Source organism: Citrobacter sp. RHB36-C18, assembly GCF_013814485.1.
In the GTDB taxonomy this organism is placed as follows: Bacteria; Pseudomonadota; Gammaproteobacteria; order Enterobacterales; family Enterobacteriaceae; genus Citrobacter; species Citrobacter braakii.
The window spans coordinates 1,358,030-1,379,397 of the sequence record NZ_CP057125.1; the positions used below are offsets into that span (position 1 = coordinate 1,358,030).

Below are 21,368 nucleotides of genomic sequence, written 5' to 3' on the forward strand. Positions count from 1 at the left end.
TATGAAACTAAAGACCACATTGTTCGGCAATGTTTATCAGTTTAAGGATGTTAAAGAGGTGCTGGCAAAAGCCAACGAACTGCGTTCGGGGGATGTGCTGGCAGGGGTAGCTGCAACCAGTTCGCAAGAGCGAGTGGCGGCCAAACAGGTGCTGTCGGAAATGACGGTAGCGGATATCCGCAACAACCCGGTGATTTCCTATGAAGAGGACTGCGTGACGCGTCTCATTCAGGACGACGTCAACGAAACGGCCTATAACCGCATCAAAAACTGGAGTATCAGCGAGCTGCGCGAGTACGTGCTGAGCGATGAAATCTCCGTTGATGACATTGCGTTTACGCGCAAAGGATTAACGTCGGAAGTGGTCGCAGCGGTTGCAAAAATCTGCTCTAACGCGGACCTGATCTACGGCGGTAAGAAAATGCCGGTGATCAAAAAGGCCAACACCACCATTGGTCTGCCGGGCACCTTCAGCTGTCGTTTACAGCCGAACGACACCCGTGATGACGTGCAGAGTATTGCGGCACAAATCTACGAAGGGCTGTCCTTCGGGGCGGGCGATGCGGTGATTGGCGTTAACCCGGTAACCGATGACGTGGAAAACTTAAGCCGCGTACTTGATACCGTGTACGGCGTCATCGACAAATTCAATATCCCGACCCAGGGCTGCGTCCTGGCGCACGTTACTACCCAGATCGAAGCCATTCGTCGCGGCGCGCCGGGTGGGCTGATTTTCCAGAGTATCTGCGGCAGCGAGAAAGGCTTAAAAGAGTTTGGCGTTGAGCTGGCCATGCTGGATGAAGCGCGTGCAGTGGGCGCTGAGTTTAACCGTATCGCCGGGGAAAACTGCCTGTACTTCGAAACCGGACAAGGGTCTGCGCTTTCTGCTGGCGCTAACTTCGGCGCCGATCAGGTGACGATGGAAGCACGTAACTACGGTCTGGCGCGTCACTACGATCCGTTCCTGGTGAACACCGTTGTCGGCTTTATCGGGCCGGAGTATCTCTACAACGACCGTCAGATTATTCGCGCGGGTCTGGAAGATCACTTTATGGGCAAGCTGAGCGGCATCTCAATGGGCTGCGACTGCTGCTATACCAACCATGCTGATGCTGACCAGAACCTCAACGAAAACCTGATGATTCTGCTCGCCACCGCTGGCTGCAACTACATCATGGGCATGCCGCTCGGTGACGACATCATGCTCAACTATCAGACCACCGCCTTCCACGACACCGCGACCGTGCGCCAGTTGCTGAACCTGCGTCCGTCGCCGGAGTTTGAACGCTGGCTGGAAACCATGGGCATTATGGCAAACGGTCGCCTGACCAAACGGGCGGGCGATCCGTCACTGTTCTTCTGATGACGCGGGGATGACACACGATGGATCAAAAACAGATTGAAGAAATTGTACGCAGCGTGATGGCGTCAATGGGTGAGTCGCAGCCGCAGGCTCAAGCGCCGGCAGTACAAGCGCAATGCAGCACCACCCAGTGTGCCGCGCCGACCGGTGAAAGCTGTGCGATGGATTTAGGCTCAGCCGAGGCTAAAGCGTGGATTGGCGTTGAGAATCCGCACCGCGCAGAGGTGTTGACTGAACTGCGTCGCAGCACTGCGGCGCGTGTATGTACCGGTCGAGCCGGTCCACGTCCGCGTACCCAGGCGCTGCTGCGCTTCCTGGCCGACCACTCGCGTTCGAAAGATACGGTATTGAAAGAAGTGCCGGAAGAGTGGGTAAAAGCCCAGGGGCTGCTGGAAGTGCGCTCGGAAATCAGTGACAAAAACCTGTATCTGACGCGTCCGGATCTGGGGCGTCGTCTGAGTGCGGAAGCCATTGAAGCGCTGAAATCACAGTGTGTAATGAACCCAGATGTGCAGGTGATTATCTCTGATGGCCTGTCTACGGACGCTATCACCGCTAACTACGAAGAGATCCTGCCGCCGCTGTTGTCTGGCTTAAAACAGGCCGGATTGAAGGTTGGGACGCCGTTCTTTGTTCGCTATGGTCGCGTGAAAATCGAAGATCAGATCGGCGAACTGCTGGGCGCGAAAGCGGTGATCCTGCTGGTTGGGGAACGTCCGGGCCTGGGCCAGTCGGAAAGCCTTTCTTGCTACGCCGTCTATTCGCCGCGTGTGGCGACGACCGTTGAAGCTGACCGTACCTGTATCTCGAACATTCACCAGGGCGGTACGCCACCGGTTGAAGCGGCGGCGGTCATTGTGGATTTGGCCAAGCGCATGCTGGAGCAAAAAGCATCCGGCATCAATATGACCCGTTAAGGAGGCATCATGCCAGCATTAGATTTGATTAGACCTTCAGTCACCGCAATGCGCGTGATTGCCTCGGTAAATGACGGTTTTGCCCGTGAACTTAAATTACCGCCACATATACGTAGCCTCGGACTCATCACAGCAGATTCTGATGACGTGGCGTATATTGCCGCAGACGAAGCGACAAAACAGGCAATGGTGGAAGTGGTTTATGGCCGCTCGCTGTATGCCGGCGCGGCGCACAGTCCCTCTCCAACTTCGGGTGAAGTGCTGATTATGCTCGGTGGACCCAACCCGGCAGAAGTTCGCGCAGGTCTGGACGCGATGGTAGCCAATATTGAAAGCGGCGCGGCGTTTCAGTGGGCGAATGACGCAGAAGATACCGCCTTCCTGGCGCATGTGGTTTCGCGTACCGGCTCGTATCTCTCGGCGACCGCAGGATGCCGGCTTGGCGATCCGATGGCGTATCTGGTGGCGCCGCCGCTGGAAGCGACATTTGGTATTGATGCTGCGCTGAAATCGGCTGATGTACAACTGGTGACCTACGTTCCGCCGCCGTCAGAAACCAACTATTCGGCTGCGTTTATGACCGGTAGCCAGGCCGCTTGTAAAGCTGCATGTAACGCCTTTGCCGATGCCGTTCTGGATATTGCCCGTAACCCAATCCAGCGCGCGTAAGAGAGGTTGTGATGATCAATGCACTGGGATTACTGGAAGTGGATGGCATGGTCGCTGCCGTGGATGCGGCGGATGCCATGCTGAAAGCCGCGAACGTGCGCCTGCTTAGCCACGAAGTGCTCGATCCTGGCCGGTTGACGCTGGTGGTGGAAGGCGATCTGGCGGCGTGCCGCGCAGCGCTGGATGCCGGTAGCGCCGCTGCTGCGCGTACAGGCCGTGTTATCAGCCGTAAGGAAATCGGCCGACCGGACGATGATACCCAGTGGCTGATCGGCGGTTTTAAGCGCCAGCCGAAGAAACCAGAACAGAAGCCAGAAGTGAAAACAGATGTAAAAACGCAGAAGACGCAGGACGCCCCGTTGACGCCTGAATCCTCTGATCAACTTCTGACGCTGTTGGCATCGGTCCGTCAAGGAATGACGGCAGGGGAAGTGGCTGCCCACTTTGGCTGGTCACTTGATGAAGCCAGAAAGGCGCTGGAACAGCTCTTTTCTGACGGAGCGTTGCGTAAACGCAGTAGTCGCTATCGCTTAAAAAATTAACCTGTCGGAGGGCCGGGGGCTTCGTTGAAGCTTCCGGCTTAAAAGATCATGAAAAAGAACCGTACTGCAAACCTGCACCATCTTTATCATGAAGCATTACCCGAAGACGTTAAACTTACGCCGAAAGTGGAGGTGGACAACGTTCACCAGCGGCGAACAACGGATGTGTATGAGCATGCGCTGACGATTACCGCATGGCAGCAGATCTACGACCAGTTGCATCCGGGAAAATTTCATGGCGAGTTCACGGAAATCCTGCTCGACGATATTCAGGTGTTCCGTGAATACACCGGACTGGCGTTACGTCAGTCGTGTCTTGTCTGGCCGAACTCTTTCTGGTTTGGTATTCCGGCCACGCGCGGCGAACAGGGATTTATTGGCACCCAGTGTCTGGGGAACGCTGAAATTGCCACCCGCCCTGGCGGGACAGAGTTTGAACTGAGTACGCCGGATGATTACACCATTCTGGGTGTCGTCATTTCGGAAGAGGCGATTGCCCGTCAGGCCAACTTCCTGCATAACCCGGAAAGAGTGCTGCATATGCTGCGCAACCAGTCGGCGCTGGAAGTTAAAGAACAACACAAAGCCGCGTTATGGGGCTTTGTGCAGCAGGCGCTGGCGACGTTTAGCGAAAATCCGGAAAACCTCCATCAACCTGCGGTACGCAAAGTGCTGGGCGATAACCTGCTGCTGGCGATGGGCACTATGCTGGAAGAAGCGCAGCCGATTATCACGGCTGAGAGCATCAGCCATCAGAGCTATCGTCGCTTGCTATCGCGTGCGCGCGAATATGTGCTGGAAAATATGTCAGAACCGCTGACCGTGCTCGATCTGTGTAATCAACTGCACGTCAGCCGTCGGACGTTGCAAAACGCCTTTCACGCGATCCTTGGTATCGGTCCGAATGCCTGGTTAAAACGGATTCGCCTGAACGCCGTACGTCGGGAGCTGATAAGCCCGTGGTCGCAGAGTACGACGGTGAAAGACGCCGCCATGCAGTGGGGATTCTGGCATTTAGGGCAGTTTGCCACCGACTACCAGCAGCTGTTTGCGGAAAAACCTTCATTGACGCTGCATCAGCGCATGCGCCAGTGGGCATGATGCGATGAATGTGCCGGATGCGACGCAAATGCGTTTTATCCGGCCTGGGGGCTGGTATTGTCTGGGGTTACACCCAGTCGCGAACCTGAATAAACTCGCTAAGGGCGGCTTCCGGGCTGTTCGCTTCCGGCTGCCAGTCATACTCCCAGCGCACCAGCGGCGGCATCGACATCAGAATCGATTCCGTACGGCCGCCGGTCTGCAGACCGAATAACGTGCCGCGATCCCACACCAGGTTAAATTCCACATAGCGTCCGCGACGGTAAAGCTGAAAATTGCGTTCACGTTCGCCCCAGCTCATTGCTTTGCGGCGCTCAACGATGGGCAGATACGCTTCGGTATAGCCTTGACCTACCGCCTGCATAAAGGCGAAGCCGTGGTCGAAATCCGGCGTATTCAAATCATCGAAAAACAGCCCGCCAATGCCGCGCTGTTCGTTGCGATGCTTGAGGAAGAAGTAGTCATCGCACCACTTCTTGTAACGGGGATAAACGTCTTCGCCGAACGGCTGGCACAGATCTCGCGCCGTGCGGTGCCAGTGAACCGCATCCTCATCAAAGCCGTAGTAGGGCGTTAAGTCAAAGCCGCCGCCAAACCACCAGACCGGGTCAGTGCCCGGTTTTTCCGCGATAAAAAATCGCACGTTGGCATGACTGGTCGGAATGTAGGGATTCTGCGGATGTACCACCAGCGAGACGCCCATGGCCTCAAAGCTGCGTCCCGCAAGCTCGGGGCGATGGGCGGTAGCCGAGGCCGGCATTGCCTCGCCGTGAACGTGGGAGAAGTTGACGCCCGCTTGCTCGAAAATACCGCCGTTACGCAGCACCCGGCTGCGCCCGCCACCGCCTGCTTCACGTTGCCAGTTATCCTCAACAAACTCGGCGCCGTCTACGGCGGATAACTGCTGGCAAATATCATCTTGCAGGCTGAGCAGGAACTGTTTTACGCGCTGTGCATCGGGCTTCATGGTTAACGTTTCTTCGAGTGTGCTTTCTGGTTATCAAACCAGTGGAAATAGCTGATGATGCCATTGGCGATAGCGGTGGCGATTTTCTGGCGAAATGCCGCCGTGCCTAGCAGACGTTCTTCTTCCGGGTTGGTAATGAACGAGGTTTCGACCAGTACCGACGGAATTGATGGTGATTTTAGCACCACGAAGGCGGCTTGTTCCGTGCTGCGACTGTGAAGACGATGTACCGGCTTGATCTTCTTGAGAATATGCGAGCCTAACGTCAGGCTGTTTTTAATGGTATCCGTTTGCACCAGATCGAACAGCACCTGCTGCAGCAAATGGTCTTTATCGGTGGTCTTCTTCCCGGCCACTTCATCGGCCCGGTTTTCACGATCGGACAGATACTTCGCCATGGCGCTACTGGCACCGCGATTGGACAACGCAAAGACCGACGCACCTGCAGCGCTCGGATTGGTAAAACCATCGGCGTGAATCGACATGAACAGGTCAGCGCCATGCTTATGAGCGATCTCGACGCGATCGTAAAGCGGAATAAATGTATCGCCGGAGCGCGTCAGGCGCGCATCAATCCCCTGGTTGCGTAGAATCGAGCGCACGTTTTTGGCAATTGCCAGTACCACGTGCTTTTCCTTCGACCCATTGCGACCAATTGCGCCGGTATCAATCCCTCCGTGACCCGGATCAAGGACAACAACGCGCTTAGCGCCGGCTTTTTTCGCTTTCGGTTTGCTGTGCCCATTGCTGGTCTTAAGCGCTTCTTCTTTAGCGATGGCTTGCGACATGCCTGACAGCGTTAGGGCGGCCAGCCCGGCTTTCAACACCTGGCGGCGCGATGTGAGTGTTTTTAGTGGTTTAAAAGTGCTCATACGGCCTGAGTTGTAAAAAAAGGTTCTAAACGTTATATCGTATCGCGTTGTCCGTTGCGACGGATCGGGATAAGAATTGTTTTACTTTTCATTTCAATACGTGACAATTCCATATTATGCCATTTTTTCCGCCGCTTCGCGTCAGATATTGGCTAAATCAGCCGTTCGCGCCATAATCGCTTTTTAACGTCCTGAAAAGGTAACCAATACCATGGAAATACGCGTTTTTCGCCAGGAAGATTTCGAAGAGGTGATCACCCTCTGGGAGCGCTGTGATTTGCTGCGTCCATGGAACGACCCTGAAATGGACATTGAGCGTAAAGTCAATCATGACGTCAGCTTGTTCCTGGTCGCTGAAGTGAATGGCGAGGTGGTCGGTACGGTGATGGGCGGATATGACGGGCATCGCGGCTCGGCCTATTACCTGGGCGTACATCCTGAGTTTCGCGGTCGCGGCATTGCCAATGCGCTGCTCAACCGGCTGGAGAAAAAGCTCATTGCCCGCGGTTGTCCGAAGATTCAAATCATGGTGCGTGACGATAATGACGTCGTACAGGGTATGTATGAACGTCTGGGTTATGAACATGCGGATGTACTCAATCTGGGCAAGCGTTTGATCGAAGATGAAGAGTACTGAGTTTCATCCGGCCGACTATGACGCTCATGGGCGTCTGCGCCTGCCTTTTCTCTTCTGGTGCGTGCTGCTGCTGCAGGCGCGCACTTGGGTTCTGTTTGTGATTGCCGGTTCTTCCCGCGAGCAGGGCAACACGCTGCTGAATCTGTTTTATCCCGATCACGACGCTTTCTGGCTGGGTTTGCTTCCCGGCGTTCCTGCGGTATTGGCATTTTTACTCAGCGGGCGACGCTTTGCGTTTCCGGTGGTATGGCGCTGGCTGCGAGGATTACTGATCCTCGCTCAACTGGTGCTGCTGTGCTGGCAGCCGGTGATGTGGCTGGCAGGCGATCCGGTCAACGGCGTCGGGCTGGCGCTGCTGGTGGCGGATGTCGTTGCGCTGATCTGGCTGTTAACTAATCAACGTCTGCGCGCCTGTTTTTCCCTCGAGAAAGAATAACGGCACTTTTTGGCGAAACCGGACTCCAAGCAACGTTGATAAATAAGGAAGGAAGTGAAATGAAATCACTGCGTTTGACTTTATGCGCGATGCCGCTGCTATTGACCGGGTGTTCAACGTTGTCATCGGTGAACTGGTCTGCCGCCAATCCGTGGAACTGGTTTGGTTCTTCAACGCAGGTCACTGAGCAGGGCGTCGGAGCGTTGACTGGCGCTACGCCGCTGGATGAAAAAACCATTGCTGATGCGCTGGACGGTGATTACCGCCTGCGTAGCGGGATGAAGACCGATAACGGTAATGTGGTGCGCTTTTATGAAGCGATGAAAGATGACAAGCTGGCGATGGTCATCAATGGCAATCAGGGAACGATTAGCCGTATTGATGTAGTCGACAGCGATATTCCCTCTTCTGCGGGTGTCGAAATCGGTACACCGTTTAGCGACCTTTACACTAAAGCCTTTGGTAATTGTCAGAAGGCGACTGGCGATGACAGCGCGGGTGTTGAATGTAAAGCAGAAGGAAGTCAACATATTAGCTACGTCTTTTCCGGTGAGTGGAGCGGGCCTGAGGGCTTAATGCCGTCTGACGATACGTTGAAAGCATGGAAAGTAAGCAAAATTATCTGGCGGCGTTAATTTGCGTCTGAACAAATCGGCTTGTTAAAAAAACAGGTAGAATAGCGCCCATCAATGCCACGATGTCGTGGCATCTTTTTTTTCAGGAGGAACAATGTCTCAGGTTCAGAGTGGCATTTTGCCAGAACATTGCCGTGCGGCGATTTGGATTGAAGCCAATGTTAAAGGCGACGTTGAGGCCCTGCGTGGGGCCAGCAAAACCTTCGCCGATAAGCTGGCGACCTTTGAAGCGAAGTTCCCGGATGCGCATCTGGGCGCGGTTGTTGCTTTTGGCAACAACACCTGGCGTACACTGAGCGGCGGCGTTGGCGCAGAAGAGTTAAAAGACTTTATCCCTTACGGTAAAGGTCTTGCGCCAGCTACCCAGTATGATGTGCTGATTCATATTCTCTCTTTGCGTCATGACGTGAATTTCTCCGTTGCACAGGCGGCAATGGAAGCCTTTGGCGACTGTATTGAAGTCAAAGAAGAGATCCACGGTTTCCGTTGGGTTGAAGAGCGCGATCTCAGCGGCTTTGTTGACGGAACGGAAAACCCGGCAGGCGTTGAAACGCGCCGTGAAGTTGCGGTTATTAAAGATGGCGTGGATGCTGGTGGCAGCTATGTGTTTGTGCAGCGTTGGGAACATAACCTGAAGCAGCTTAACCGCATGAGCATTCATGACCAGGAAATGATGATTGGGCGTACCAAGGAAGACAACGAAGAGATCGACGGTGATGACCGTCCGGTTACTTCTCACCTGAGCCGCGTCGATCTCAAAGAAGACGGTAAAGGACTGAAAATTGTGCGCCAGAGCCTGCCATACGGCACCGCCAGCGGTACGCACGGCCTCTATTTCTGTGCCTATTGCGCCCGTTTGCACAACATCGAGCAGCAACTGCTGAGCATGTTTGGCGACACTGACGGCAAGCGCGATGCGATGCTGCGTTTCACTAAACCGGTGACCGGCGGCTATTATTTCGCGCCATCGCTGGATCGTTTGCTGGCCCTGTAATTTTTTTATGCCAGATGGCGCTGATGCCGCCATCTGGCACAATATAGCTCTCCCCCGAATCACCCAACGTCCGCTATGCTGATAATGCACTCGCGTTGACGCTTATCCTGAAAAATCACCTCCCACGTTCATTATTATTTACCTGCCAGTTTCTCGGTTATGACAACGGTATTAAATGGAATTATTTAGAATTAATAAACTATTAATACCAATTTATTACTTTAAAAATTCTGAATATATCTGAATTAAATCACAATTTAAATGTGAGGAAGATCAGGTTTTTTAATGCAATTTATGAAAACAAAATAAATAATAAGTGTAATTAATTTCGCTATAAATTGATTTAATGCCTTCATTTGTTGACAATTAAAATGACTGTCTTGTAATCTGAAAATGACCGAAAAATAACGGAATTTATATTTAACCATTTTGCAACAAAGGGTCATTGGAGGTTTTATGTCTACAAAATTATGGGGTGGGCGTTTTGATATGCCTACAAATAAACTGGTCGAATCTTATAATGCGACAATTATGCTGGAACAACGTCTCTGCCCTTTTGATATTCAGGGGAGTATTGCTCACGCCACTATGCTGGGCCGTCAGGGGATTATCACGCAGGATGAAGCGAATGCGATTATTGGCGGGTTAAGGCAGGTCAATAAAGAGATTGAGGAAGGGCAATTCGTTTTTGATACCGTTGATGAAGATATTCATATGGCGATAGAAAGACGTATGACAGAAATAATTGGTCCTGTAGGTGGGAAGCTACATACCGGCCGCAGTCGTAATGACCAGACGACTGTCGATTCGAAAATGCACATGAGATCGACTATTCGTGAAATTCAGCAGGATATCGTTCATCTACAAAAAGTTATTATCAGCAAAGCTGAAAATAACATTAATGCGATCATGCCTGGCTATACTCATTTACAGACCGGTCAGCCTATTCTGCTGTCGCACTGGATAATGGCATATTATTGGATGTTACGCCGTGACTGGACTCGTTTTGCAGACCTTTATCAACGCATGGGGGAATGCCCTTTAGGTTCAGCAGCCCTTGCCGGTACTACTTTCCCCATTGATCGTGATTTCACGGCTAAAGAGCTTGGCTTTGACAAACCGACTGAAAACAGTATTGATTCTGTCAGCGATCGTGACCATATGGTTGAATTCACTGCCGCCGCTGCTATGTGCTTTATGCATCTTACCCGTTTGTCAGAAGAACTGGTTTTATTCTCAAGTCAGGATTTTAAATTTATTGAGCTTTCAGATGATTTCTGTACCGGTTCCAGCATCATGCCACAGAAGAAAAACCCCGACGTGGCTGAAAAAATGCGCGGCAAAGGGGGGCGTATGTACGGAAATCTAATGGCGATGTTGACCATTATGAAAGGTATCCCTCTGGCCTATAATACTGATATGAGTGAGGATAAAGAGCAGGTCTATGACTCTATGGATACCTTACAGACCAGTCTGAAAATTATGGCGCCGATGCTCGAAAAAATGGTTATTCTTTCAGATAATACTCGCAGCGCAGCGGCAAGAGGATTTTCAAACGCAACCGATATGGCTGACTACCTGGTTCGTAAAGGCATTCCTTTTAGAGAAGCTCACCATATTGTTGGCAGTGCTGTTAATTACTGTATAAAACATAGAAAAATGTTGGAAGAGCTTACTCTGGATGAATTCCACACATTTGATGATAAAATCGAAAATGATATTTATGAGAGTATATCTCTTGAAGCATGTATTAAATCAAGAATGTCTTATGGTGGCACAGGGACTGATGCTGTTAAAAAACAGATCGAAATTGCTAAATCATATTTAAACTAATCCCGAGCATAGTAATTAATATCTCCCGGATGCAATATCCGGGAGACGCTTTGAGGTGAAAAATGGATGCTTTATTTTTTATACAATTATTTATTGTGCTCGCCTGTATTGGTATAGGCGGGCGTTATGGCGGAATGGGGCTGGGTGCTGGTGGAGGACTTGGTGTTGCAATATTAGTTCTGGGTTTTGGACTAAAACCCTCCGCACCATCTATTACTGCAATGCTAATTATTATTTGTGTGATTGGCGCTGTCAGCGTATTACAGGCCGCTGGTGGGCTTGATTATCTTGTGCGCGTGGCTGAAAAATTACTCCGTAAAAAACCACAGGCAATTACTTTTGTTGCCCCCATATTAACTTCCATATTTACGCTATTCTGTGGAACTACTTACGTTGCTTTCTCTTTGTATCCGGTTGTCGCTGAAGTAGCTGCTGAAGCAAAGGTCCGTCCGGAGCGAGCGTTGTCCGCAACGGTTATTGCGGCCAGTGTCGCGGTTGCTGCCAGTCCGATGAGTGCGGCAACCGCTGGGATGCTGGCTATTCTGCATGAATATGCCGGGATTAGCCTTGGGCAAATACTGACGATTGCTCTCCCATCATTCTTTATGGCAGCTATTGTTACCAGCTTTTCAGTTTATAAACGCGGAAAAGAGCTGGAGGATGATCCGGAATTCCAGAGGAGAGTTGCTGCTGGCGAATATGAGTTCATGCATACTGAGCAGAAAAAAGAATTTGTTGCTTCAGCTGGCGCTAAAAAAGGTGTCGTTATCTTTGCGATTGGTGTGGTACTGGTACTTATTTTAGGTTCTTTTACTGAGTTACTCCCTTCCTGGGATGGAAAAAGACTGTCAACCCCAATGGTTATTCAGATGGTCATGTTGACAGCCGCTTTGTTTATTATGATTGTCAGTAAAGTACCAAGTAGTACCTTGAATAGCGGCTCAGTCTTCCGTGCAGGTTTGATGGGAGTGGTAGCAATACTCGGTGTTTCATGGATGACGGCAACGTTTTTTGATGCCTATCAGCCAGAACTGATTAAGGTTTTTGGTGGCATTGTCAATGATGCACCAATGCTATTTGGTGTGGTTGTATTCTTGTTCTCGCTGGTCATTATGAGCCCAGCGGCGACGGTAGCCGCCATCATGCCACTCGGTGTTACCTTAGGTATTCCAGCCCCGTTTCTTATCGCAATTTTTGCTTGTACCTGTGGTGACTTTATTATACCTGGAGCAAATCAAATCGGCTGTGTTGCATTTGATCGAACTGGTACCACAAAGATTGGACGCTTTGTTGTCAACCATAGCTATATTCGTCCGGGCTTTGTGATGGTTATCTCTCAGGTAATTTTTGCTTATCTCATTGCTCAGGTTGTTCTGTAAAGTACATTCTATGGAAAATTGCAGTGGTGCTATTCAGAAGTGAGTACCAGGCATCCTCTCTGAATTCATTCAGGGGGGATGCCATGAAGAAAAGGTTTACCACAATTAAATTGCTCTCTCACTACATCAGCATTTTGGAAAAAAGGAAGCAAAAAAGGGTTGATGCTACAACGGTAACAAGACCAGGTAGCATGTAACTGTGATTAACCACATACTTGCCAATTCGAGTTGTCCCGGTACGATCAAACGCCACACAGCCAATCTGTGCCCCCCCTGGAATAATGAATGATCCACAAGTCAGCGGGAGCAGGGCGACCAGGGTTTCTGCCGGATATCCCATTAACACGCCAGCGGGGAGTAGCGCTACAGCAGTCGCTGCGGGGCTATAAATTACGGCTGAAAGACCAAAAACAATAATGCCGAACAAGACTGGATTCTGAAAACCGTGGAAAGCCGTGTTAAATAACTCGTGCCATGCCTCAAAAAAGGAGTTCATCATCCATGACAGACCAAATATGGCGACAACACCCACAAGACCAGCTTTAAAAACAGAACCTGAATCGAGTTTTGACGGAGAAATTCGACATACCATCATAATAATACATGCTGTTGTCAGCATAACTATTTGCAGCGTGGTAGGGATACTCATACGCTCCATTTCGGTACCGTTATTCCACTCAGGACGTAATTCAGGAATTGAACCCATAAGTACGACCAGAATGATACCGGTAAGGAAAATCAGCAATCCTCTCTTCGCCTCTTTTGTCACTATATTGGCTGTTCGCTCTTCAGCTTTTACTGATTCAAACTCACCTTCAGCAACCCTGCGTTGGAATTCCGGATCATTTTTAAGCTCATGACCTCTTTTAAAGACGAACAGGCAGCCGACAACGCAGCCAAGGAACGTTCCGGGAACGGTGACTAGCAAGATATCTAAAGCAGAGACATGTAATCCAGCAAGGACAGCAATTGTCCCTGTAACGACCGCACTGACCGGGCTGGCAATAAGCCCAAAATTGGCAGCGATTACTGACATCGACATGGCTCTCTCTGGCCGTACCCTGGCATCTGCGGCAATTTCAGCAATGACTGGATAAACCGAAAAGGCAACATATCCTGTTCCGCAGATAGCAGTAAAAAGGTAAGCGACTGCGGGACCGAGGAAAGTGATCGCGCCCGGCCACTTTCTGAGGATCCGTTCTGCCATCGTAACGAATAAATCAAGCCCGCCAGCCGCCTGGAGGATTGTGATGCAAGTGATAACCGCAAGGATAATAGAAATAACAGTGAAAGGAGGTGAGTCGGGAGGGAGTCCAAAACCAAAAGTCAGGATAGCGAGTCCTAACCCGCCAGCAGCCCCCAGGCCAATCCCACCAAAACGCCCACCTATACCGATACATATAAGTACTATCGCAAACTGAGTTACGAATAACACCATAATTAATTCCTTTTTATTAACAAATGGCTTGGTATAATTTGAATAATAGGGGCTATAATCTTACCATAACAGTATATTAAGCAATCTAACTTATTAGATTATTTATACTCATCAGTTTTGCAGCACTTTAATCCGAGAGTGTTTATGGATAACAAAAACGAACTGTTTGAAAGTATTAAAAATTATCTGCTTGATGATGCTAACCGTAATGCTGATGGTCGCATTGAAACTGAAACTGAGCTTGCCGTTCGTTTTAATACATCAAGATATAAAGTTCGTCAGGCGCTCAGCACACTGGTGCAGATGGGAATGTTGGAACGATCTCCTCGTCGTGGCAGCGTCTTGAAGAATTTGGAACAGCACAACATAAATCACCAGTTGTTAATGCAGTTTGATTTGTCTGGGTTTGATATCACAGAATTTACAGAGGCAAGGATCCTGATTGAATGCGCGATTATCCCTCTGGCAACGCGTAGAATTTTCCCGGCGATGCTCTCCAAACTTGAAAATGAGCTAAGGCTTATTGAAGAGAATGCGGATAACCCCCAGGTGGCCGATCGTCACGATAGAGATTTTCATTTGCTCTTGCTACAGGCGAGTGGCAACAGGGTGCTGCAGGTTTTCTCTGATGTCCTCATTACTTATTTTGAGAAAACAAGGGAATCGTTACCTGCGAACGATCGTCAGTATTTTCTTGATACGGCGGCAAAACAGAGGGAAATACTGCTTCATATTAAAAAAGGGGATGCGCAGATGGCATCGGAGTTGATGAGAGCACATTTGCTGGAAAAACGGCTGTAAGTCTTCTGTTAATCTGGTCAGAGCATGTTTACCGTTGGGTCCCCGCAACGCCGGGGATTTTTTTTACCTGAGATTAACCTGATTTAGTGAGCTATTCCTCAGCACTTATTTGTTATTGCTGTATCTTCTGCGTGAATGAAGCGAATGCTTCATATTCAAAAGGAGAATATTGAAATGGGAAAACTCACGGGCAAAACAGCATTGATTACGGGCGCATCTCAGGGTATTGGCGAAGGGATCGCCAGAACATTTGCCCGCCATGGCGCGAACCTAATCCTGCTGGATATCTCCGATGAGATTGAAAAACTGGCGGATGAGTTGGCTGGGCGCGGGCACCGTTGCACCGCCGTTCACGCTGACGTCAGAGATTTTGCGTCGGTCACGGAAGCGGTAAAACGCGCGAAGAAGATTGAAGGCAAAATCGATATTCTGGTCAACAATGCGGGCGTATGTCGCCTCGGCAACTTCCTTGATATGAGCGATGAAGATCGCGATTTCCACATTGATATCAACATTAAAGGTGTCTGGAACGTGACGAAAGCCGTTCTGCCGGAGATGATTGCGCGCAAAGACGGGCGCATTGTGATGATGTCATCTGTGACCGGCGATATGGTTGCCGATCCGGGCGAAACGGCCTACGCGCTGTCGAAAGCCGCAATCATTGGTTTGACCAAATCTCTGGCGGTGGAATACGCGCAGTCCGGCATTCGCGTTAATGCTATTTGCCCGGGCTACGTTCGTACGCCGATGGCGGAAAATATCGCTCGTCAGTCTAATCCGGAGGATCCTGAATCCGTATTAGTCGAAATGGCAAAAGCGATCCCGATGCGCCGCTTGGCCTGCCCACTTGAGGTTGGTGAACTGGCGGCATTCCTGGCGTCGGATGAGTCCAGTTACTTAACTGGCACGCAAAACGTGATTGATGGCGGCAGCACCCTGCCTGAAAGCGTTAGCGTCGGCGTCTGATTGATGCCGGTCTCCTCCCCGTGTGCTGGGGAGGAGGTACCCTTATTCTCTTTTCAACTTTCAAATCATCAAACGGTATATAAAACCGTTACTCCTTTAGCACTGGTTATAAATATGATGACCATAAGAAAGTCATTAAATTTATAAGGGTGCGCAATGGCCGTTAACTTACTGAAAAAAAGAACCCTGACGCTGGCAGCAATGCTGTTGCTGGTGGGTCAGGCGCAGGCAACGGAGCTGCTGAACAGTTCATACGATGTCTCTCGCGAGCTGTTTGCCGCCCTTAACCCGCCGTTTGAACAGCAATGGGCGAAGGATAACGGCGGTGACAAACTGACGATTAAACAATCTCATGCCGGGTCATCAAAACAGGCGCTGGCGATTCTGCAGGGGCTGAAAGCCGATGTGGTGACCTATAACCAGGTGACCGATGTGCAGATCCTGCATGACAAAGGCAAGCTGATCCCGGCCGACTGGCAAAGTCGTCTGCCGAATAACAGTTCGCCATTCTATTCCACCATGGCGTTTTTGGTGCGTAAGGGTAACCCGAAAAATATCCACGAATGGAACGACCTGGTTCGCCCGGACGTGAAACTGATTTTCCCGAATCCGAAAACCTCCGGTAACGCGCGTTATACCTATCTGGCTGCGTGGGGCGCGGCAGATAAAGCGGATGGTGGGGATAAAGCCAAAACTGAACAGTTCATGACCCAGTTTCTGAAAAACGTGGAAGTGTTTGATACCGGCGGTCGCGGGGCAACCACCACATTCGTGGAACGCGGTCTGGGCGATGTGCTGATCACCTTTGAATCAGAAGTGAACAACATCCGTAAACAGTATGAAGATCAGGGCTTCGAAGTGGTGGTGCCGAAGGTCAACATTCTGGCGGAGTTCCCGGTGGCCTGGGTAGATAAAAATGTGCAGGCTAACGGTACTGAAAAAGCGGCAAAAGCGTACCTGAACTGGCTGTACAGCCCGCAGGCGCAAACCATCATTACCGATTTCTACTACCGCGTGAATAATCCGCAGGTGATGGACAAACTGCAGGATAAATTCCCGCAGACCGAACTTTTCCGCGTGGAAGACAGGTTTGGCTCGTGGCCTGAGGTAATGAAAACGCACTTTGTCAGCGGCGGTGAGTTGGACAAACTGTTGGCGGCGGGGCGTAAGTAAATGTTTGCTGTTTCTTCCCGACGCGTGCTGCCCGGCTTTACCTTAAGTTTGGGCACCAGCTTACTGTTTGTCTGCCTGATTTTGCTGCTGCCGCTTAGCGCGCTGGTGATGCAATTGGCGCAAATGAGCTGGGCGCAATACTGGGATGTGATTACCAACCCGCAGGTGGTGGCGGCTTATAAAGTGACGCTGCTGTCGGCGTTTGTGGCGTCGATTTTTAACGGCGTGTTTGGTTTGCTGATGGCGTGGATCTTAACCCGCTATCGCTTTCCGGGCCGTACGCTGCTGGATGCGCTGATGGATCTGCCGTTTGCGCTGCCTACGGCGGTAGCAGGTCTGACGCTGGCATCGCTGTTTTCGGTCAACGGTTTCTACGGCGAGTGGCTGGCGAAGCTGGATATTAAAGTGACCTACACCTGGCTTGGCATTGCGGTGGCGATGGCTTTTACCAGCATTCCATTCGTGGTGCGTACCGTGCAGCCGGTGCTGGAAGAGTTAGGTCCGGAGTATGAAGAAGCGGCGGAAACGCTCGGCGCTACGCGCTGGCAGAGCTTTCGTAAAGTGGTACTGCCGGAGCTGTCTCCCGCGCTAGTCGCGGGCGTTGCGCTCTCGTTTACCCGCAGTCTCGGTGAGTTTGGTGCGGTTATCTTTATCGCCGGAAACATCGCATGGAAAACGGAAGTGACCTCGCTGATGATTTTTGTTCGTTTGCAGGAGTTTGACTACCCGGCCGCCAGCGCGATTGCATCTGTGATCCTCGGGGCTTCGTTGCTGCTGCTGTTTTCAATTAACACCCTGCAAAGTCGCTTTGGTCGACGCGTGGTAGGTCACTGATGGCAGACATTACCCAATTGAAACGTTATGGCGCACCCCGCATCAACTGGGGGAAATGGTTTCTGATCGGCACGGGCATGCTGGTATCCGCGTTTATTTTGCTGGTGCCGATGGTTTACATCTTCGTGCAGGCGTTCAGCAAGGGGTTGATGCCGGTATTACAGAACCTGGCTGATCCGGACATGCTGCACGCCATCTGGCTGACGGTGCTGATTGCGCTGATTGCGGTGCCGGTGAACCTGGTGTTTGGCGTGTTACTGGCCTGGCTGGTGACCCGCTTTAACTTCCCTGGACGCCAGTTGTTGCTCACGTTACTGGATATTCCGTTTGCCGTTTCACCGGTGGTCGCCGGGCTGGTCTATCTGCTGTTTTACGGCTCTAACGGCCCGCTTGGCGGATGGCTGGATGAACACAACCTGCAAATTATGTTTGCCTGGCCGGGAATGGTGCTGGTGACGGTGTTCGTGACCTGTCCGTTTGTGGTGCGCGAACTGGTGCCGGTGATGTTAAGCCAGGGCAGCCATGAAGATGAGGCGGCGGTTCTGCTTGGCGCATCCGGCTGGCAAATGTTCCGTCGCGTTACGCTGCCGAATATCCGTTGGGCATTGCTGTACGGTGTGGTGCTGACCAACGCCCGTGCGATTGGCGAGTTCGGCGCGGTATCGGTGGTTTCTGGCTCGATTCGCGGTGAAACCTTGTCTTTGCCGCTACAGATTGAATTACTGGAGCAGGACTACAACACAGTCGGCTCCTTTACCGCCGCGGCGCTATTAACGCTGATGGCGATTATTACCCTGTTTTTGAAGAGCATGTTGCAATGGCGCCTGGAAAACCAGGAGAAACGCGCGCAGCAGGAGGAAAATCATGAGCATTGAGATTGCCAATATTAAGAAGTCTTTTGGTCGCACCCAGGTGCTGAACGATATCTCGCTGGATATTCCTTCAGGTCAGATGGTCGCTCTGTTGGGGCCTTCCGGATCGGGCAAAACCACGCTGCTGCGCATCATCGCCGGGCTGGAGCATCAGTCCAGCGGGCATATCCGTTTCCACGGCACTGATGTCAGCCGTTTGCACGCCCGCGACCGTAAGGTGGGGTTCGTGTTTCAGCACTATGCACTGTTTCGTCATATGACCGTTTTCGACAATATCGCTTTTGGTCTGACTGTTCTGCCACGGCGTGAGCGCCCGAATGCGGCGACGATCAAAGCAAAAGTGACCAAACTGCTGGAGATGGTTCAACTGGCTCATCTGGCGGACCGTTTCCCGGCACAGCTTTCCGGTGGGCAAAAGCAGCGCGTGGCGTTGGCGCGTGCGCTGGCGGTAGAGCCGCAGATCTTGTTGCTCGACGAGCCGTTTGGCGCGCTCGATGCTCAGGTGCGTAAAGAACTGCGTCGCTGGCTGCGTCAGTTGCATGAAGAGCTGAAGTTCACCAGCGTGTTTGTTACCCACGATCAGGAAGAAGCGACGGAAGTCGCAGACCGCGTGGTGGTGATGAGCCAGGGTCATATCGAGCAGGCCGATGCGCCCGATCAGGTATGGCGCGAACCGGCTACCCGTTTTGTCCTGGAATTTATGGGTGAAGTTAACCGCCTGCAAGGGACGATTCGCGGTGGACAATTCCACGTGGGCGCACATCGCTGGCCGTTGGGCTATACGCCTGGCTATCAGGGCCCGGTGGATCTGTTCCTGCGTCCGTGGGAAGTGGACGTCAGCCGTCGTACCAGTCTGGATTCGCCGTTGCCGGTGCAGGTGCTGGAAGCCAGCCCGAAAGGACACTACACCCAATTAGTTGTGCAACCCTTGGGGTGGTATAACGAACCGCTGACGGTGATTATGCAGGGCGATGATTCCCCGAACCGCGGCGAACGTCTGTTTGTTGGGCTGCAAAATGCGCGTTTGTATAATGGCGACCAGCGTATTGAAACGCGTGAAGAGGAACTTGCCCTGGCGCAAAGTGCCTGATAGGTTAATTCGTATAGTTATCATCCGGTGGCGCTGCGCTTACCGGGCTTAACGGGTGGTGCATGACCTGTAAGCCGGGTAAGCGCAGCGCCACCCGGCATTTTATTGAGCTGAAAACGTGAACACATTAGAACAAACAATTGGCAATACGCCTCTGGTGAAATTACAACGTCTGACGGCGGATAACGGCAGTGAAATTTGGGTCAAGCTGGAAGGCAATAATCCCGCAGGTTCAGTGAAAGACCGCGCGGCGTTGTCGATGATCGTTGAAGCGGAAAAGCGCGGGGAAATTCAGCCAGGCGACGTGCTGATTGAGGCCACCAGCGGTAATACGGGTATAGCGCTGGCGATGATTGCCGCGCTGAAAGGCTACCGCATGAAGCTCCTGATGCCAGACAACATGAGCCAGGAACGACGTGCGGCGATGCGTGCTTACGGGGCTGAACTGGTTCTGGTGACCAAAGAGCAGGGGATGGAAGGGGCGCGTGATTTAGCCCTTGAGATGGCGCAGCGCGGAGAAGGTAAACTTCTCGATCAGTTTAATAATCCTGATAACCCGTATGCGCACTACACGACTACCGGACCCGAAATCTGGCAGCAGACGTCAGGACGTATTACCCATTTCGTCTCCAGCATGGGGACGACAGGCACCATTACCGGCGTATCGCGTTTTCTGCGTGAACAGGACAAACCCGTCACCATCGTTGGCCTGCAGCCGGAAGAAGGCAGTAGTATTCCGGGCATTCGTCGCTGGCCAGCGGAATATATGCCGGGCATTTTCAACGCCTCGCTGGTGGATGAGGTGCTGGATATTCATCAGAACGATGCGGAAAACACCATGCGTGAACTTGCCGTTCGCGAAGGGATTTTTTGCGGAGTGAGTTCTGGCGGCGCGGTTGCGGGCGCGTTGCGCGTGGCGCGCGCGACACCGGGGGCGGTGGTGGTGGCGATCATCTGCGATCGCGGCGATCGCTACCTTTCCACCGGGGTCTTTGGCGAAGAGCATTTCAGCCAGGGATTAGGTATTTAATTTGTCGGCCTGATAAGCGTAGCGCTAGCAGGCAACCGTACGGCAGGATCACCGGATGACGACGCAAAGCGTCTTCTCCGGCCCGCACTGTTCAATCGTTACGTTTTTCTACCAACTTATCAAGGAATTGCCACAGCGTCTCATTCATCTGCTGGTAATCCCAGGTGCGCATCTCTTCAACAGCGCGAATAAAGCGCTTCCCTTTCGCTTCGGCCAGTTCTTGCTCAGAGTGCTGAATTAATCCTTCGACCGCTTCGGCGGTAAACTCCATATGGCACTGAAAACCATAGACGAAATTACCGTATTGTACGATTTGTCGCGGACATCCCTCGCTTGTGGCAAGAATTGTCGCCTGGTCGGTCAATCCCGGCATGTCATTGTGCCAGTGACCCACGTTGAGCGGTGAGCCGAAATGGCTGAACAACGGATGCTGTTGGCCTGCCTCGGTCAGGGCGATCGGATAGTGACCAATCTCTTTTTCCGGGCTTTGGCACACCTTCGCGCCCAGTGCTTCGCCGATTAACTGCGACCCCAAACAGATCCCCACCACGATTTTTCGTGCCGCAATCGCCTGGTTTATCAGATGTTGCTCTGCCTGAGAGTCAAAGTATGGGCACTCTGCGAGCGTGGTGCGGGGTGACTGCGGCCCACCAAATACCACCAGCATATCGAAGCCATCGGCATTAGCGGGAACAGTTTCTCCGGCGTAAACGCGCGACCAACTGATGGTATAGCCGCGTGATTCGGCCCACGGCAGGTACGCGCCAGCAGATTCGAAAGACTCATGAATAACAAAATGAACTCGCACTTTTCCTCTCC

22 protein-coding genes are annotated in these 21,368 nt (G+C 51.8%); 18 read left to right on the top strand and 4 right to left on the bottom strand.

The features are described 5' to 3' along the window. The first annotated feature begins 1 nt into the window (after window position 1). The 5 genes from eutB to eutR are packed head-to-tail and all read left to right on the top strand — an operon-like array spanning window position 2 to window position 4,592. Complete coding sequence (gene eutB / locus HVZ52_RS06365; RefSeq protein ID WP_181599011.1) at window positions 2-1,363, top strand: ethanolamine ammonia-lyase subunit alpha; 1,362 nt, start codon at window positions 2-4, stop codon at window positions 1,361-1,363. 20 nt (window positions 1,364-1,383) lie between these two features. Continuing rightward, window positions 1,384-2,280 (top strand): ethanolamine ammonia-lyase subunit EutC, encoded by an 897-nt coding sequence (gene eutC / locus HVZ52_RS06370; RefSeq protein ID WP_016153947.1) that lies wholly within the window; start codon window positions 1,384-1,386, stop codon window positions 2,278-2,280. A gap of 9 nt (window positions 2,281-2,289) precedes the next feature. After that, the gene (eutL, locus tag HVZ52_RS06375; protein WP_016153946.1) at window positions 2,290-2,949 is read left to right on the top strand and encodes an ethanolamine utilization microcompartment protein EutL; all 660 of its coding nucleotides are present in this window, start codon (window positions 2,290-2,292) and stop codon (window positions 2,947-2,949) included. Between the two features lie 11 nt (window positions 2,950-2,960). After that, window positions 2,961-3,491, top strand: coding sequence for an ethanolamine utilization microcompartment protein EutK (eutK, locus tag HVZ52_RS06380; RefSeq protein ID WP_016157100.1), 531 nt, complete (start codon window positions 2,961-2,963; stop codon window positions 3,489-3,491). Window positions 3,492-3,539: 48 nt separating this feature from the next. Next, complete coding sequence (gene eutR, locus HVZ52_RS06385) at window positions 3,540-4,592, top strand: HTH-type transcriptional regulator EutR (protein WP_019077354.1); 1,053 nt, start codon at window positions 3,540-3,542, stop codon at window positions 4,590-4,592. A 67-nt stretch (window positions 4,593-4,659) separates the two neighbouring features. Here eutR and hemF read toward each other — a convergent pair whose 3' ends face one another. Together hemF and amiA are read right to left on the bottom strand one after the other, a co-directional pair. Further along, window positions 4,660-5,559 (bottom strand): oxygen-dependent coproporphyrinogen oxidase, encoded by a 900-nt coding sequence (gene hemF / locus HVZ52_RS06390; RefSeq protein WP_019077353.1) that lies wholly within the window; start codon window positions 5,557-5,559, stop codon window positions 4,660-4,662. 2 nt (window positions 5,560-5,561) lie between these two features. Further along, window positions 5,562-6,431 (bottom strand): N-acetylmuramoyl-L-alanine amidase AmiA, encoded by an 870-nt coding sequence (gene amiA / locus HVZ52_RS06395; RefSeq protein WP_016153942.1) that lies wholly within the window; start codon window positions 6,429-6,431, stop codon window positions 5,562-5,564. A 211-nt stretch (window positions 6,432-6,642) separates the two neighbouring features. Here amiA and HVZ52_RS06400 point away from each other — a divergent pair, with 211 nt between their 5' ends. The 6 genes from HVZ52_RS06400 to HVZ52_RS06425 all read left to right on the top strand — a co-directional run bounded on the left by HVZ52_RS06400 (window position 6,643) and on the right by HVZ52_RS06425 (window position 12,345). Further along, window positions 6,643-7,068 carry a GNAT family acetyltransferase gene (locus tag HVZ52_RS06400; protein WP_003038048.1) on the top strand — a complete coding sequence of 142 codons (426 nt, stop codon included), beginning with the start codon at window positions 6,643-6,645 and terminating at the stop codon, window positions 7,066-7,068. Beyond that, window positions 7,055-7,504, top strand: a complete 450-nt coding sequence (locus HVZ52_RS06405) for a DUF2919 domain-containing protein (protein ID WP_016157098.1) — start codon at window positions 7,055-7,057, stop codon at window positions 7,502-7,504. Before HVZ52_RS06400 ends, HVZ52_RS06405 begins: the two co-directional genes overlap by 14 nt. 59 nt (window positions 7,505-7,563) lie before the next feature. After that, entirely contained in the window at window positions 7,564-8,139 is a 576-nt protein-coding gene (locus HVZ52_RS06410; RefSeq protein ID WP_016153940.1) for an RpoE-regulated lipoprotein, read from the top strand. A 94-nt stretch (window positions 8,140-8,233) separates the two neighbouring features. Then, entirely contained in the window at window positions 8,234-9,133 is a 900-nt protein-coding gene (gene yfeX / locus HVZ52_RS06415; protein ID WP_047358218.1) for a porphyrinogen peroxidase, read from the top strand. 456 nt (window positions 9,134-9,589) lie between these two features. Next, window positions 9,590-10,966 carry an argininosuccinate lyase gene (gene argH, locus HVZ52_RS06420; RefSeq protein ID WP_019077352.1) on the top strand — a complete coding sequence of 459 codons (1,377 nt, stop codon included), beginning with the start codon at window positions 9,590-9,592 and terminating at the stop codon, window positions 10,964-10,966. Between the two features lie 62 nt (window positions 10,967-11,028). After that, the gene (locus tag HVZ52_RS06425; RefSeq protein WP_016153937.1) at window positions 11,029-12,345 is read left to right on the top strand and encodes an anaerobic C4-dicarboxylate transporter family protein; all 1,317 of its coding nucleotides are present in this window, start codon (window positions 11,029-11,031) and stop codon (window positions 12,343-12,345) included. Window positions 12,346-12,466: 121 nt separating this feature from the next. On the opposite strand, the gene HVZ52_RS06430 is transcribed toward HVZ52_RS06425, so the two are convergent. Next, a complete protein-coding gene (locus tag HVZ52_RS06430; RefSeq protein WP_181599012.1) occupies window positions 12,467-13,783 on the bottom strand; it encodes an anaerobic C4-dicarboxylate transporter family protein in 1,317 nt (438 codons plus the stop codon). Window positions 13,784-13,927: 144 nt separating this feature from the next. Between HVZ52_RS06430 and HVZ52_RS06435 the strand changes: the two genes are divergently transcribed. From HVZ52_RS06435 to cysM, 7 genes are all read left to right on the top strand, one after another. Beyond that, window positions 13,928-14,584, top strand: a complete 657-nt coding sequence (locus tag HVZ52_RS06435) for an FCD domain-containing protein (RefSeq protein ID WP_016153935.1) — start codon at window positions 13,928-13,930, stop codon at window positions 14,582-14,584. Between the two features lie 174 nt (window positions 14,585-14,758). Continuing rightward, entirely contained in the window at window positions 14,759-15,550 is a 792-nt protein-coding gene (gene ucpA, locus HVZ52_RS06440) for an SDR family oxidoreductase UcpA (protein ID WP_016153934.1), read from the top strand. Window positions 15,551-15,706: 156 nt separating this feature from the next. Beyond that, entirely contained in the window at window positions 15,707-16,723 is a 1,017-nt protein-coding gene (locus HVZ52_RS06445; RefSeq protein ID WP_016153933.1) for a sulfate ABC transporter substrate-binding protein, read from the top strand. After that, window positions 16,724-17,557, top strand: coding sequence for a sulfate/thiosulfate ABC transporter permease CysT (cysT, locus tag HVZ52_RS06450; RefSeq protein ID WP_003038061.1), 834 nt, complete (start codon window positions 16,724-16,726; stop codon window positions 17,555-17,557). After that, the gene (gene cysW, locus HVZ52_RS06455; RefSeq protein ID WP_053388614.1) at window positions 17,557-18,432 is read left to right on the top strand and encodes a sulfate/thiosulfate ABC transporter permease CysW; all 876 of its coding nucleotides are present in this window, start codon (window positions 17,557-17,559) and stop codon (window positions 18,430-18,432) included. Before cysT ends, cysW begins: the two co-directional genes overlap by 1 nt. After that, window positions 18,422-19,519 (top strand): sulfate/thiosulfate ABC transporter ATP-binding protein CysA, encoded by a 1,098-nt coding sequence (gene cysA / locus HVZ52_RS06460; protein ID WP_016153931.1) that lies wholly within the window; start codon window positions 18,422-18,424, stop codon window positions 19,517-19,519. The genes cysW and cysA overlap by 11 nt, the downstream gene beginning before the upstream one ends. 118 nt (window positions 19,520-19,637) lie before the next feature. Then, a complete protein-coding gene (gene cysM / locus HVZ52_RS06465; protein WP_016153930.1) occupies window positions 19,638-20,549 on the top strand; it encodes a cysteine synthase CysM in 912 nt (303 codons plus the stop codon). Between the two features lie 91 nt (window positions 20,550-20,640). Here the strand turns inward: cysM and HVZ52_RS06470 are convergent, their stop codons facing one another. Further along, complete coding sequence (locus HVZ52_RS06470) at window positions 20,641-21,357, bottom strand: GMP synthase (protein WP_016157091.1); 717 nt, start codon at window positions 21,355-21,357, stop codon at window positions 20,641-20,643. Between the last annotated feature and the right edge of the window lie 11 nt (window positions 21,358-21,368).

Bases quoted from the DNA above. Each gene is read 5' to 3' on its own strand.
- cysT (WP_003038061.1), top strand. From the start codon at position 16,724: ATGTTTGCTGTTTCTTCCCGACGCGTGCTGCCCGGCTTTACCTTAAGT.
- HVZ52_RS06445 (WP_016153933.1), top strand. From the start codon at position 15,707: ATGGCCGTTAACTTACTGAAAAAAAGAACCCTGACGCTGGCAGCAATG.
- eutL (WP_016153946.1), top strand. From the start codon at position 2,290: ATGCCAGCATTAGATTTGATTAGACCTTCAGTCACCGCAATGCGCGTG.
- eutC (WP_016153947.1), top strand. From the start codon at position 1,384: ATGGATCAAAAACAGATTGAAGAAATTGTACGCAGCGTGATGGCGTCA.
- HVZ52_RS06435 (WP_016153935.1), top strand. From the start codon at position 13,928: ATGGATAACAAAAACGAACTGTTTGAAAGTATTAAAAATTATCTGCTT.
- ucpA (WP_016153934.1), top strand. From the start codon at position 14,759: ATGGGAAAACTCACGGGCAAAACAGCATTGATTACGGGCGCATCTCAG.
- HVZ52_RS06400 (WP_003038048.1), top strand. From the start codon at position 6,643: ATGGAAATACGCGTTTTTCGCCAGGAAGATTTCGAAGAGGTGATCACC.
- HVZ52_RS06430 (WP_181599012.1), bottom strand. From the start codon at position 13,783: ATGGTGTTATTCGTAACTCAGTTTGCGATAGTACTTATATGTATCGGT.
- argH (WP_019077352.1), top strand. From the start codon at position 9,590: ATGTCTACAAAATTATGGGGTGGGCGTTTTGATATGCCTACAAATAAA.
- HVZ52_RS06405 (WP_016157098.1), top strand. From the start codon at position 7,055: ATGAAGAGTACTGAGTTTCATCCGGCCGACTATGACGCTCATGGGCGT.
- HVZ52_RS06425 (WP_016153937.1), top strand. From the start codon at position 11,029: ATGGATGCTTTATTTTTTATACAATTATTTATTGTGCTCGCCTGTATT.
- amiA (WP_016153942.1), bottom strand. From the start codon at position 6,431: ATGAGCACTTTTAAACCACTAAAAACACTCACATCGCGCCGCCAGGTG.
- eutB (WP_181599011.1), top strand. From the start codon at position 2: ATGAAACTAAAGACCACATTGTTCGGCAATGTTTATCAGTTTAAGGAT.
- HVZ52_RS06410 (WP_016153940.1), top strand. From the start codon at position 7,564: ATGAAATCACTGCGTTTGACTTTATGCGCGATGCCGCTGCTATTGACC.
- yfeX (WP_047358218.1), top strand. From the start codon at position 8,234: ATGTCTCAGGTTCAGAGTGGCATTTTGCCAGAACATTGCCGTGCGGCG.
- hemF (WP_019077353.1), bottom strand. From the start codon at position 5,559: ATGAAGCCCGATGCACAGCGCGTAAAACAGTTCCTGCTCAGCCTGCAA.
- cysA (WP_016153931.1), top strand. From the start codon at position 18,422: ATGAGCATTGAGATTGCCAATATTAAGAAGTCTTTTGGTCGCACCCAG.
- eutR (WP_019077354.1), top strand. From the start codon at position 3,540: ATGAAAAAGAACCGTACTGCAAACCTGCACCATCTTTATCATGAAGCA.
- cysW (WP_053388614.1), top strand. From the start codon at position 17,557: ATGGCAGACATTACCCAATTGAAACGTTATGGCGCACCCCGCATCAAC.
- eutK (WP_016157100.1), top strand. From the start codon at position 2,961: ATGATCAATGCACTGGGATTACTGGAAGTGGATGGCATGGTCGCTGCC.